Below are 12,965 nucleotides of genomic sequence, written 5' to 3'. Positions count from 1 at the left end.
CCGGCCGGCGCGATTCCCAAGGACGGCCCGTCGGCAGGAGTCACAATGGCGACGGGCCTGGTGTCGGCGCTCTCAGGAGTGCCGGTGCGCCACGACCTGGCGATGACCGGGGAGATCACCCTCTCCGGCCGCGTGCTCACTATCGGTGGGGTGAAAGAGAAGGTCCTGGGCGCGGTCCGGTCGGGGATTCACGAGATTGTCTTGCCAAAGGAGAACGAGGCGGACCTGGAAGATGTGCCGGACGAGGTCCGCGAGAGCCTCCACGTCCATGCGGTGGAGCGGTTGAGCGAAGTTCTCGCCCTTGCGCTGCCCGGACTCCGTCCGGTGTCGAGCCAGGGCGCCGGCGTGGCCGCGCCGCGGGGGGCACGCCCCCTCGAGCACTAGGAAGCGCAACGCAGAGATCGGCGACGAGGGCCGGCCAGGTAGTAGCGATTTGGGTGTTACAGGCCACTAGGGGCGGCGGGCCGGCTCGCCGGTTCAGGGGTTGCCGGAGAAGTTCATCGCGACGCCCGTGGTTTCGCCGCGTGAGTTCACCGAGACGCTCAGTTCCTGACCCTCCGGACCCTTGCAGGTCAGAATGATCGCGGTGACTCCCGCGGCTTCGTAACTGGCTCTCTCTACCGTGAAGCCGCGGCCTTCGAGGTCGTCGGTCATCGCTTCGGCGACCTCTTCGATCGGGTCGGCCGTGCTGAAGGTGGCGGTACCGCTGACCTTGCCGCCGGTGCTCATGCTGAACGGGCTCGAGACCTCGGCACCCTTGTAGCTCGGCAGCCAGCTCGGCAGCTCACTCGCCCCCTGTCCCACTCTGACGCCGTCGCCGCCAATCGAGATCTCAGATGTCTCGCCGGTTTCGTCGGTGACCGTCGCCCCGAAGCTGCCGTCTTCGTTCTGGCCGATGTCGAAGTTCATCGTCTCGCCGTCGTCCGTTTCCACGCCGAGCTTGCCCTGCATGACCTCATCGAGGTTGAGCGTGAGGGTCTTGTCCTGTCTCTTGTCGTAGATCGTCAGGGTCCCGGCTTCCTCGTCTCGCTCGACGAGCTCCAGGTCCGGGTTCATCCGCACGACCATCTCCGCGGCGGACATGGCGGGATTGTCGCTGGCCTCTTCTACGAAGTCCTTGGCCTTCTTGGCCAGCATGGCGGTGCAGGCGAAGGTGAGAAGCCCTCCCAGGACGATAATGCCGATACAGCCGATCGCGATCCAGCCGAGGGCTCCTATGCCCTTCTTCTTCGGGGCGTCGGTTGGGGGTGGGGGTGGCGGCGGAGGTGGAGTCGTTGCTTGCTGCGGTTCGGACATGGTTTGCTCCTTCCGAGTGCGCTCTTGCTCAGTCCGAAGAGACCCCGCGGGCTTTCTCGAAGGCAGCCGCGAGAGCATTGAATGCCGGCTCTTCGGTCTGCTGCCGCTCGCGGAAAGAGTCGAAATCCGCTTGAGAGCCCTCTGTACCGGAGCCTTCGAGCCCGAGCGAGACGCGTCGCCTGCGTTTGTCGACACTGACGATCTGCACCGACACCTCTTTTCCGGGGTGGTAAACGCGCGCTGCGCTCGTATCGCGAGGTAGGGACATGTTCGAGGTGGGCAGCAGACCGGTGAGCCCAGGGGCGATCTCGACAAAGGCGCCGAAGTTCGCGGTGCGCTCGACGATTCCCTTCACGACTTTGCCCTGCGGGAACAGCTTCTCGGCGTCGCTCCAAGGATCCGGCTCGAGCGCCTTCATGGACAACGAGATTCGGCGGCCGCCCTTCTCGATTTTGAGAATCTTGACCTCGACTTCCTCGCCTTCTTGAAGCACCTCGCGGGGATCGTTGATCCGCTTTCGGCTGATCTCGGAAACGTGCAAGAGTCCCTGGACGCCTCCCAGGTCGATGAAGGCGCCGAAATCGGTCAGCGACGCCACGGTGCCGGCCAGAACCTGCCCCTGCTCCATCTCTCCGCGCAGCTTGCCGACCGCCTCGCGCAGATCGCTGTGGAGTCTGGCCTTGCGTGACAGCACGATTCGCTTGCCGCTCTTTTCGATTCTCAGGACACTGAAGGTGAACGTTTCGTCGACGTAGTCCTTCGGCTCGCGCGGTGCGCCGACTTCCATTTCCGACCGCGGGCAAAAGCCCGTTTTTCCGTCGACGACGACGTGGAAGCCACCGTTGTTCCAGCCGATGACCTTGCCTTCTACCGTCGGCAGCTCCGCCGACCGCTTTCTCGGCGTTGTCTCGGCCTTGTCACCGGTGTCGGCGTTATCGGAAACCGGCGGGCTATTCGATTCGGCGGTTAGGGTTTCGTCGCTTCGAGACTCTGGTTTGGAGGGCGTCTCGGCCGCGCTGTCTTGCGGGTCGGAACTGGCGGCGGATGTTTCCGCTGTGGGCGATTCTTCACTCATACCTGTGGAGTCGGGCGGGAAACGGGAAAAGGGGTTTGGGTTCTCGGCTAGGGGAGAGGATTATACGGTCTGGGCGGACCTGGGAGCAAGGCGAGGCCGCACCCTCGTTGGCGTTCGGTGTCGAGCGGTCAGGCCGTCGCCAGCTGCTCCGGCTCGGGGTGGATTTCGTCGAGCTCGACCGAAACCAGACGGGAGACTCCTCTCTCCTGCATGGTGACTCCGTAGAGCCGCGTGCTGGCTTCCATGGTGAGCTTGTTGTGGGTAATGACCACGAACTGGGTATCCGACGACATCTTTTGAAGCATCTGGACAAAGCGCAGGGTATTGATGTCATCGAGAGGCGCATCGACCTCGTCGAGGATGCAGAAGGGCGATGGCTTGGTGCGAAAAAGCGCAAAAAGAAGCGCGATGGCGGTCAACGCTTTCTCGCCACCCGACATCAACATGATGTTCTGCAGCCTTTTGCCGGGAGGCCGCGCGACGATCTCCAAGCCGCATTCGAGCGGGTCCTCCTCATCGAGGAGCCGCATTTCCGCCTGTCCGCCGCGGAACAGATCCTGAAAGGCTTGCCCAAAGAACTCGTTGACTTGAAGAAAGGTCTCCATGAACCGTTCACTCGAGGTCTGGTCGAGGTCACGGATCGTTTCCTTCAGGCTCTGTATCGAGCTCGCCACATCGGCTCGCTGCGCGGTGAGGAAGCCATGGCGCTCGTGGTGCTCGTCGAACTCTTCTGCCGCGAGCAGGTTGACCGGGCCGGTTCTGTCCAGCCGATCCTTGAGTTGAGCGAGATCGACCTCGAGCTCCTCGAGGTTCTTGGGTGGTGCTTCAGGGCGGTCCGGCAGGGACTCCGAGAAAGCCTCCCGGTATTGGCTCGCGAGGTGCTCGCGGTCCTGCCCAACGGCAGCCTGCTGGACCCGGAGCTCGCTCATGGCCTCTCGCATCTGATCCCGAATCTCACGTTTCTCATCAATCTCGGCCTCGAGCGCCGCGAGTCTGTCGCGATCGGCATTGAGAGCTTCCTGGCGTGCGATGACGTCCTGCTGAGCGCTCTCGCGTTGTTCGAGCGACTCCTGGAGGACGGTCTCGGCTTCGGTGACACCGGTTCGTAGCTCCGCCTGCCTTTCCTTCAGGCGGGCCTCTTCGGTCTGCCACGTTCGGATGGACTGCTCGTCTTCGCCGATGTCTCTGCGAGTGCGCTCGATGTCGCTGCCGAGCGATTCCAGCCGCTGATCGAGCAGGTCGAGACCGCCCCGGCGGCTGACGCCGGTCGTCTTCATCAGCTCGCGCTCGCTGCGCGCCTTGTCGGAGTCGCGTTGGGCGTGATCGAAGTCCTCCTCCAGCTGGGCATGCAGCTTCTCGGCCCGTTCGAGATCGGCCGACAGTTGGTCGGTGCGCTCCGCCACCAGGCTCAGCACACGGCCGATCTCCGCTTTTTCGGAGTGCAGCGTCTCGTGCTCGAGCGACAGGCGTCGGTGCCGGCTGGTCAGATCTTCCTTGCGGGCCTCCGCCACCGCGAACTCACGGCGACGTTCGGTCAGCGACTCGACGAACTCGTTGCGAAGGCGGCGGCGGTCTTCGAGCGTCGACTCGGCTTCGGCAACCTCCCGTCCCAGCTCTTCCAGCCGCTCGTTCAGAGTCGAGATCCGCTGCCCGACCTCCACCAGGTCATGCTCGCGCGTCAGAGTTCCAGGACGGGCCTCGCGCCCCTGGATGTGGAGTATTCCGGACTGCGCCCAGAGCCGATCACGGGTGATAAAGGCGACACCCGAGTGGCTCGCCGCCAACCGGCGAGCGTCGTCCGGCGACTCGACCAGGAAGGCGGGGGGAAGAGCGGTCGCGAGCTCGGCGGGCAGCCCGAGGGCCTCAGCCAGCGAGGCTCCGACCGCGGAATCTTCGATCTCGAAGGCTTTGGATATCTCGATATCGGTTGTCACCAGCTCGGCCGTCAAACGCCCGTCGGCCACCGCGTTCAGCACGACCGCCGCACCGCTGGTCTCGGACACGATGATCGCGTCGGAAAGTGACCCCAGGTAGAGATCGACGCTACGCTCCCAGCCTTCCGGGACCTTGATTCGATCGGCCAGATACTCGGGATCTCCGAGCCCGGCGTGCCGGAAGGCCTCCGACAAGGCCGCCCGCCGGGCGGCCTGGGCTCGGCCGAGCTCCTCGAGGACCTCGCGAGTTTGATCGAGCGACCGAAGCTCTTCGCGAACCGTTTCGTGCGTCTTGCGAAGCCGGTCGCGCACTGCGGCTTCCCCGCCAAGGGTCTCGCCGAGCTGTTCCAGGCGGGCTTCGCCGGCGCGGACTTCGCTAGAGAGCCGCTCATGGGCGGCGTCGGCTTCTTCCAACAAGCCCGTCGTCTGGCGAAGATCCTGGAGCTTCTGAGCAAACTCGTCTGCGAGGTGACGTTCGCGAAGGTCGTTCTTCTCACGCTCCACATTGCCTTCGTGAAGCTGGGTTCGCAGAGAGTTGAGGCGGCCGAGGGAGCCCAAGAGACGGTTTCGCAGGTCCTCGAGTCGACGTTCGCTCTCGGAGGCCAGCCTTTCGACCTCGTCGAGGCGAGCATCGTCTTCGCTGACTTCACTCGCGGCGCTGGCCCTTTCCTCTTGCAGCAGCCCGGCCTTGTCTTCGAGCTCGCGCAGGCCCGCGCCCACAGTTTCGATTCGCCGGGCCTTGACCTGGGCTTCGGCCCGGCCGGTCTGGAGGCGTTCGGCGATTTCTTCGATGCGGGCGCGCGAGCCGCGCAGGAACTCCTGCTTGCCCTCGATCCGCGCGGCCAGGTCCGCCTCGAGCTGGTGACGCTCCGCCAGCTCAACGGCCAACCGCTCTTGGTGGGTGCGGGCCGAGAGGAGCTCCGCTTCCAGCCGTTGAAGCTCGGTCGTTTCCTGGGTGGTGCGGTCGGACTGAGCGCGGAGGCTCTCGCCGATACTCTGAAGCCGAGCTTGTATTTTTCCCCATCGGCCGAGGAGCACCAGTTGGAGAAGCTCCTGGTAGGCTTCCTTTCGTTGCTTGAAGCGCCGGGCTGCGCCCGCTTGCCTCTTGAGGGATCGCAGACTCCGCTCGACCTCGGCAAGGATGTCGTCGAGCCTCTCGAGGTTGCCTCGCGCCTCCTCCAGTTTGACTTCGGCGTTTCTTCGGCGCTCTTTGTAGCGAGTGATCCCGGCCGCCTCCTCGAGCAAGCGCCGGCGCTCCTGTGGCTTGCCGGAGAGGATCATGCCGATCTTGCCCTGCTCGATGACCGAGTACGCTCGGATGCCGAGCCCGGTGTCCATGAGCAGGTCCCGAATGTCTTTCAAGCGCACGGTCTTGCCGTTCAGCGTGTATTGGCTCTCGCCCGAGCGATGGACGCGCCTGCCGATGGTCAGGTGCCCGTCTTCGGCGGCCTCAAAGGACGCCTCGGTAGTCAGGTTGAGCCGGACTTCGGCCATGCCCAGCGACTTGCGGGACTCCGAGCCGCTGAAGATGACGTCCTCCATCGTTTGGCCGCGGAGGTTCTTGGCGCTTCGTTCGCCCAGCACCCAGCAGACGGCGTCGCACACGTTGCTCTTGCCGCAGCCGTTGGGCCCGACGATTCCGGTGATGCCACCTGAGAAGTCGAGATGCTCGGGATCGACGAACGATTTGAAGCCCGAAAGCTCTAGGCGGTCCAGCTTGAACATAAGGAAAAAGGCGGTCCAGACCGCCACCGTAACTTTACCAGAGCGTCGGTTTCAACCACAAGGACTTGTATTTTTCAGGCCGACTTGCGCCACATGTTGGGGTTGGTCTTCTAGAGCACGGTTTCGCCGGGGGGCACGATCGCATCGACGGCTTCCCGGTCGGTTTCCGTCACCTGGACGCTCAATGACCGGAGGCAGCCCTCGAGCTGCTCGGAAGTGCGCGGGCCTATGATGGCCGAGGTGACGGCGGGTTCGGTCAAGGTCCATGCCAGCGAGAACTCGGCCATGTCGACGCCCTTGGTCTCAACCAGGCCCGCGAGCTTCTCGATCGCCGCGCGCCGGCGCTCGAACTTCGGGTCTTCGACGTTCTGGATCCAGCGTTCCAGGCGCGGGCTGGTTTCGGCGGGCTGTGCTCCGATGCGGTACCTGCCGCTCAGCCAGCCTCCTTCGAGGGGGCTCCAGACCATATTGCCCAGACCGGTGTGCCGCGACATCGGAAAGTGCTCGCGCTCCATCGCGCGGCGCAAAATCGAGTACGGCGGCTGCAGGCAGCAAAACTTCTCCCACCCCTTCAGTTCGCAACGCCGAAAGGTGTCGACGATCTCCCAGGCGCCCAGTACCGGAACCTCGCCCACCGGATGATGGTTGGTCGAGCAGCCCAGGTAGCGGATCTTGCCCTGGCGGACCAGATCGTCGAGGGTTGAAAGCGTCTCGTCCCAGGGAACCGAGGGATCCGGCCGGTGGATCAGATAGAGGTCGATGACCTCGGTGCCCAGCCGCCGAAGACTGTCCTCCAACTGTTCCTGAATCGCTTTGCGCGACAGGCCCTGACGGTTCGGTCCCCTCTTGCCGTCTTCGAACCCCCAGTACACCTTGGTGGCGAGCACGGCCTCCTCGCGCCGGCCGCGCAGCGCCTTGGCGACGATCTCTTCCGACTCGCCGTCCGAGTAGAGGTTTGCCGTGTCGATGAAGTTGATACCCGCATCCATTGCCCGGTGGATGATTCGCTCGCAATCGTCATGATCGGTGTTGCCCCAGGCTCCGAACATCATGGTGCCAAGACAGAGCGGCGAGACCTTGACGCCGGTCGGGCCGAGATTGCGGTAGTCCATCGGGTTCTCCCTGTGCAGAAGGTGCAGGGGCCGCACGCCGCGGCCGGCGCTCGAGATTAGCAAAGAGGTCGACGGCGGGCTTTGTGAAGCCGCGGTCCGTCTGTAGAATCCGCGGGCTTTTATGCTGAGCCGGCTACCCAGAGAGACGCTCGCGGCCTCCGTGGCTCTATGCGCGGTGGCGAGTGCGGGTCTGGCCGAGGGGCCTGCTCGGGCTGAGCCGCTGTCGCCACGCAACGCCAACTACACGATCTCGGTCTCCCTGGACCCGGAGACGAAGACGCTCGAGGGGCGTCAGATCGTTCATTGGCGCAACATTCAGGACGTGGCGACCGCGGAGTTGCGCTTTCATCTCTACTGGAACGCCTGGCGCAACGACCAGAGCACCTGGTTGAACGAGGACCGCTATCGGGGTCGCAGCGATCGAGGTGACGAGCTCAGGGCCGGCGACTGGTCCTATTGCGAGGTGGACTCGATTCACCTGCTCGACGCGGCCGGCGGGAAGGGCACCGACCTCATGCCGACGATGGTGTTCGTCGCTCCAGACGACGGCAACGACGCGGATCGCACGGTGTTCAAGGTGGATCTCCCCGAGCTCGTGGAGCCGGGCGAGACGGTCGATGTGAAGCTGGCATGGCGAGCTAAGGTGCCGCGGACGTTCGCGCGCACCGGCTTCCGCGGAGATTTTTTCTTCCTGGCACACTGGTTTCCGAAGCTCGGGGTGTTTGAGAACGGATATTGGAGCGCCAACCAGTTTCATGCCGCGACCGAGTTTTACTCCGACTACGGCGCCTACGACGTCGAGATGACCGTTCCAGAGGGCTGGGTTGTGGGCGCCACCGGAAGGGAGGTCGAGCGCCGGCAGCACGGGGACGGGACCGAGACGCACCGTTATCGGCAGGACGACGTCCACGCCTTCACCTGGACCACGAGTCCGGACTACCTGGAGTTTGGCGATCGTTTCGAAGAGCCCGGGCTGCCGAGCGTGGACATTCGGCTGCTCATGCAGCCCGAGCACCTGGGCCAGGCACGGCGTCATTTCGAGGCAACCAAGGCCGCGCTGCGCCTCTACGGCACTTGGTTCGGCGCCTACCCCTACGACCACGTTACCGTGGTGGACCCGGCCTACGGCAGCGGCGCCGGCGGTATGGAGTACCCGACTTTGTTCACCGCCGGTACCAGGTTGTTCAACCCTTTCGGCAGCGGCCGGCCGGAAGGTGTGACCATCCACGAGATGGGGCACCAGTTCTGGTACGGGGTGGTCGGTGACAACGAGTTCGAGTATGCGTGGATCGATGAGGGACTGAACTCGTTTTCCGATGCCCGCGTCTACGACGAGTGGTTAGGTGATTCGTATTGGACCCAACGCTACTTCGCGCCACCGGGCATTGAGCAGAAGGATGGGTTCTTCATCAAGCTCTTCGGTGATATCCCTCAGCCGAGAGCGACCGACGGCAACGGGTTTGCGCGCTACCGGGAGATGGCGATGGCCGACGTCCAGGCCCGACCGACCTGGCAGTATCACCCCGAGACCGCGTCCGGGATCAGCTACAGCAAGACCGCGCTCTGGCTCCACACGCTCGAGCGCTACCTCGGTTGGGAGACGCTGCGGCGCATTCTGTCGACCTTCTATGAGCGCTGGCAGTTCCGGCATCCGACCGATGAGGACTTCTTTGCCACCGCCAGCGAGGTCGCGAACCAGGACCTCGAGTGGTTCTTCGACGAGGTCGTGCGCGAAGCGAAGACCTTCGACTATGCGATCCAGTCGGTCTCGAGTCGTGAAGTGTCACCGCGGGGCTACGTCGAACGGGATGGCCGGCTCGAGCTTCTCGAAGGTACCAATGAGACCGGCGCTGCTACAGCTTACAGATCCGAGATCGTGGTGCGCCGGCGCGGGAGCGGCGTCTTTCCGGTCACGATTCGTCTCGAGTTCGAAGACGGCACCGAGGTCTATCGAGAGTGGGATGGGCGTTACCGCTGGAAACGTTTCGATTACGAGGGTCCGTCGCGTCTCGAGAGCGCGACGGTGGATCCGGAACGCATTCTGCTTCTCGACATGAATTACACGAATAACTCCAAGACCTTGAAGCCCGGCGACCGATGGCCGGCGTTCAAGTGGGCGGGCAAGTGGATGGTCTGGCTTCAAGACCTGATGCACACCTTGGCGTTCTTCGCATGACGGTTACCGGTGCGTTTCTCGAGGGGCTTCGGCGCATGTCGCGCGCTCCTGGCTTGGTGTTGGCGATCTGGGCGGCGAACCTCACCGTCGCGCTACCGCTCGGAGTCCTGGTTCTGCACTCGATCCATACCTTCACCGCGAACAGCGAGTATCACCAGGTTCTCCTCGAAGGCTTCGATACCGGCTGGCACGCGGAGTTCTCGACTTCTTATGGCGCGGTCGAGGAGACCTTCTCGCCAAGCCATGTCGGTGTCGGGGCCTGGCTCACCAATTTGGATCGTTGGTGGGACGGCAGAGTGTTTCTCGAGCAACCCATGCTGCTGGCCACCGGGGCGGTCTTCGTACTGCTCTGGCTGGTCTTGCTCGGCGGCGTGCTCGAGGCCGTGCGCGAAGGTGCGCCGCGGCCGCGGTTGCCGACCGTGCTTGCCGACGGCCTCGGCTTTTTCACCAGGATGCTGAGACTCGCGCTGGTGACCGGGGTCGGCTACTATCTCGTCTTCCGGCTGGTGCGCTGGCTCTTTCCCGCGGTCCATCGCATGACCATCGACTTCACGACCGAGAAACAGGTCCTGCTGTACAACCTGGCCGCCGCCGCCCTGGTCGTGCTGCTGGTCACCCTTATTCGCCTGGTGTCGGACTACGCCAAGGTCTCCATGGTCGTCGAGCGCCGTCGAAGCGCCCTGCTCGCGGCCTTCACCGGACTTCGCTTCGTCTTCGGGAATCCTCTCCGTGTCTTCGGCACAGCCTGCTTCTACGGGATCGTGATGGCCCTGTGGTACCTGGCCTACTCGATCGTGGCTCCGGGTAGCGGCGACTCGACGCCTCTTGCGATTCTGCTGGCGTTCGCTCTCAGCCAGCTTTTTCTGCTGGTGAAGCAGGCGCTACGAATCGCGTTTCTGGGTTCCGAGATGACCTTCTTCGAGGTCCTGGGATGACTCGGATCGAGGCGAGCCTGATGCGGTTGCTCGTGACCGCACTCGTGCTGCTTCCGGCAGTGGGGGAGGGGGCCTCGGGGCCCGTCCGAGAGGCGTCTGGTTCGCTGGATGATTTCGAGATTCTCGAGTACCTGGCTGTCGGACGCTATCCGCCCCGGACGTCGATCGAACTAGACAACAACAGCGAGATTCTCTGGGCTTGCCGCCGGGGGCGTAGCGCCGATCAACTGCGGCAAGCTGGAATCGAGTTCGCCGATAGCCAGATCGAATTTCTGATCGCGACGAACCTGCTGGTCAGAGACAGCCGCGGCGACTTCTACACGACGTTTCCGATTCTGGAAGAGGGGCAAGTGGCGGGGCTCCGCGAGGAGACCGCGAACCTCGCCGACGAGCTCTCGGCGGTTGTGGCTGCGGATGTCGAAGCGCTGTCGAGCAAGCTCGAGATTGCAGGTCTCGCCGACCATGCCTATTCCCTGGTCTTTTCCTACGTGCTCGACGGCATGGTGTGGGGTTTCTTCGAGGAGTACCAGAGCGTCGTGCCGAGGATGTTGTCGGCGCGGCGGCCGTTCTGGTCCGGAGAGAACTGGGCGATGCGACCCGGGCGGGAGTTCTCGGTGGGCGCAGGATCGTTCGAGAATCGGGACGTGAAGCTCAAGATCACCACGAGCAAGGCTTCTAGGAGCGACACCCGGAGGCTGTTGGCCGATTCCAGGGCCATCCGGCAGGCGTTGGAGCAGTTCGCTCCCCTGAGTCGTCTGGAGGCAGGGCGCCCGCGGGCACTCCTGGCCGAGTTCGGGTTGGTCGACGCCGACGGTTTCTGGGCGATCCCGGTGATCGATGAAATCGAGAAAGGGCCTGTGTTTCGGGCCGCCGAAACCCTGACCTCCAATCTGGTAGACGCGATTATCGAAAGGATCGACCTGGAGGGTCTGCAGGATCGTTACGGCTTTCGAGACGCCCCGCAGGCTCTGGTGATCGCGTACCACGAGCTGATGTGGGAACTGATGGAGCGCTTCGAGGCGGCCGGCCTGATTCAGAAGCCCGAGGTCGTCTCACAGCCGTCGAAGCAGAACCGAACCGATATGGCCGACGCGGCGTTTCTCGTCGACAGGCGCTCCAAGACGCCGAATCGGCAGGACGTTATCGAGCCTCGGACCGATTCCCCTGAAGGGGCGAAGAGTCGAAGCGACGGGCCATGAGTCTCGCGTCGGTTGCTCGCGCGCTTGCGCTGATCCTCACGGTCTTCGCGGCTGACGTTGCAGCCATGGCACAGGAGGTGAGCCAAGCCCGGCAGATCCACAGACCGGGTGCGGTCTTGAAAGTCAGGGAGCGTCCCGAGCCGGTCAATACCGCCCTCGAGGACCGGCTCGACAACCTGCTGCCCGGACTCATGCGCGAAACGGGTTTCGACATGTGGCTGGTGATCAACCGGGAGTACGCGGAGGACCCGGTCTACTTCTCGCTCGTTCCGGAGCCGGTTCACGCCGCCCGCCGCACCACGATGCTGGTGTTCTTCGATCGCGGAGTCGAGGAGGGAGTCGAGAGGCTGACCGTGAATCGGTACCCGTTCGACAGCCTGTACGAGTCCGGCTGGCAAGGCGGCAACCTGGAGGAGCAGTGGCGGGGCTTGTCAGAGCTCATCGCCGAGCGAAACCCAAGGCGGATCGGAATCAATGTCAGCCGTGAATGGCCGGTCGCCGACGGACTGACCGCCGGGCTGAAGGCCAGACTGATAGAGGTCTTGCCGCCGGATCTCAGCGCTCGCCTGGAACCGGCGGAGGAGCTGGTGGTGCGTTGGCTCGAGACCCGAACCGCGATCGAGCTGGATGCCTATCCCCACGTAGTCGCGCTGGCGCGGTCGGTCATCGCGGAGGCCTTCTCGGAACGGGTCATCACGCCCGGCGTGACGACCACCGATGACGTCGCCTGGTACATCGCCCAGCGCTTTTCCGACCTGAGCCTGCCGATCTGGTTCCATCCCTACGTCAACCTTCAGCGCGAGGGGGCGGCGTGCGCCGAGGACGAGGCCTTCTGCGGCACCAGCGGGGTGATCAAGCGCGGGGACGTACTGCACACGGACGTCGGGATCTGCTACTTGAGGCTCTGCACCGATACTCAGGAAATGGGCTATGTCCTCGGCTTGGGTGAGGCCGAGGTTCCGGGCGGTCTGCGCGCCACGCTCGCGACCGGCAACCGCTGGCAGGACCTGCTGACCCACGAGTTTCGCGCCGGCAGGACGGGTAACGAGATCCTGGCCGCAACGATCAAGGCAGCGGAGGCCGCGGGGATCACATCGAGTACCTACAGCCACCCGCTCGGTTTCTTCGGCCACGCGCCGGGCCCCACGATCGGCATGTGGGACAACCAGGGCGCAACGGTCGGGCGCGGCGACTGGCCGCTTCATCCCATGACCGCCTATGCAATCGAGGGCAACGTCAAGGTCGAGGTGCCCGAGTGGGACGGCCAACTCGTTCAGGTCAAGCTCGAGCAGAGCGCGGTGTTCGACGGCGAGCAAATTCGATACCTCGCGGGCCGACAGGACCGCTGGCATCTGGTTCATTAGCTCGTTCCGCCGCCCCTCCCGGGCCGTTCGCCAAAGGCGTGGCGAGGCCCAGTCGAGGGGATTTGTCTCCGTCGAGTCAGGCGGCTCGTCCTACCGGAGGGCTGAGAATTGACAGGCTTGCCGCCGCGGCATACCATCCCGCCGGCTTC

General features: G+C 64.1%; 9 protein-coding genes. 5 read left to right on the top strand and 4 right to left on the bottom strand.

The features are described 5' to 3' along the window. On the top strand, positions 1-384 hold a 384-nt coding region (locus GY769_05700; GenBank protein MCP4201414.1), incomplete at its 5' end, for an endopeptidase La. Between the two features lie 93 nt (positions 385-477). Here the strand turns inward: GY769_05700 and GY769_05695 are convergent. The 4 genes from GY769_05695 to GY769_05680 form a co-directional block, all read right to left on the bottom strand. Beyond that, positions 478-1,296 (bottom strand): hypothetical protein, encoded by an 819-nt coding sequence (locus GY769_05695; GenBank protein MCP4201413.1) that lies wholly within the window; start codon positions 1,294-1,296, stop codon positions 478-480. 28 nt (positions 1,297-1,324) lie between these two features. After that, on the bottom strand, positions 1,325-2,371 hold the full coding sequence (locus GY769_05690; GenBank protein ID MCP4201412.1) for a S1 RNA-binding domain-containing protein: 1,047 nt from the start codon (positions 2,369-2,371) through the stop codon (positions 1,325-1,327). A gap of 128 nt (positions 2,372-2,499) precedes the next feature. Then, entirely contained in the window at positions 2,500-6,057 is a 3,558-nt protein-coding gene (gene smc, locus GY769_05685) for a chromosome segregation protein SMC (GenBank protein ID MCP4201411.1), read from the bottom strand. 83 nt (positions 6,058-6,140) lie between these two features. Further along, entirely contained in the window at positions 6,141-7,142 is a 1,002-nt protein-coding gene (locus GY769_05680; protein ID MCP4201410.1) for an aldo/keto reductase, read from the bottom strand. Between the two features lie 121 nt (positions 7,143-7,263). Between GY769_05680 and GY769_05675 the strand changes: the two genes are divergently transcribed. Genes GY769_05675 through GY769_05660 form a run of 4 tightly spaced genes read left to right on the top strand, consistent with a single transcriptional unit; the run spans position 7,264 to position 12,816 of the window. Further along, entirely contained in the window at positions 7,264-9,318 is a 2,055-nt protein-coding gene (locus GY769_05675; protein MCP4201409.1) for a M1 family metallopeptidase, read from the top strand. Next, on the top strand, positions 9,315-10,253 hold the full coding sequence (locus tag GY769_05670) for a hypothetical protein (GenBank protein ID MCP4201408.1): 939 nt from the start codon (positions 9,315-9,317) through the stop codon (positions 10,251-10,253). Before GY769_05675 ends, GY769_05670 begins: the two co-directional genes overlap by 4 nt. Then, on the top strand, positions 10,250-11,452 hold the full coding sequence (locus GY769_05665; protein ID MCP4201407.1) for a hypothetical protein: 1,203 nt from the start codon (positions 10,250-10,252) through the stop codon (positions 11,450-11,452). The genes GY769_05670 and GY769_05665 overlap by 4 nt, the downstream gene beginning before the upstream one ends. Beyond that, a complete protein-coding gene (locus GY769_05660; GenBank protein MCP4201406.1) occupies positions 11,449-12,816 on the top strand; it encodes a M24 family metallopeptidase in 1,368 nt (455 codons plus the stop codon). Before GY769_05665 ends, GY769_05660 begins: the two co-directional genes overlap by 4 nt. Positions 12,817-12,965: the final 149 nt, after the last annotated feature.

This window comes from bacterium (genome assembly GCA_024224155.1).
Taxonomy (GTDB): domain Bacteria; phylum Acidobacteriota; class Thermoanaerobaculia; order Multivoradales; family JAHEKO01; genus CALZIK01.
Note: the sequence above shows the minus strand (reverse complement) of the source record. Positions and strands in the feature narration are given on the sequence as shown.

Bases quoted from the DNA above. Each gene is read 5' to 3' on its own strand.
- GY769_05695 (MCP4201413.1), bottom strand. From the start codon at position 1,296: ATGTCCGAACCGCAGCAAGCAACGACTCCACCTCCGCCGCCACCCCCA.
- GY769_05690 (MCP4201412.1), bottom strand. From the start codon at position 2,371: ATGAGTGAAGAATCGCCCACAGCGGAAACATCCGCCGCCAGTTCCGAC.
- GY769_05680 (MCP4201410.1), bottom strand. From the start codon at position 7,142: ATGGACTACCGCAATCTCGGCCCGACCGGCGTCAAGGTCTCGCCGCTC.
- GY769_05675 (MCP4201409.1), top strand. From the start codon at position 7,264: ATGCTGAGCCGGCTACCCAGAGAGACGCTCGCGGCCTCCGTGGCTCTA.
- GY769_05670 (MCP4201408.1), top strand. From the start codon at position 9,315: ATGACGGTTACCGGTGCGTTTCTCGAGGGGCTTCGGCGCATGTCGCGC.
- GY769_05665 (MCP4201407.1), top strand. From the start codon at position 10,250: ATGACTCGGATCGAGGCGAGCCTGATGCGGTTGCTCGTGACCGCACTC.
- GY769_05660 (MCP4201406.1), top strand. From the start codon at position 11,449: ATGAGTCTCGCGTCGGTTGCTCGCGCGCTTGCGCTGATCCTCACGGTC.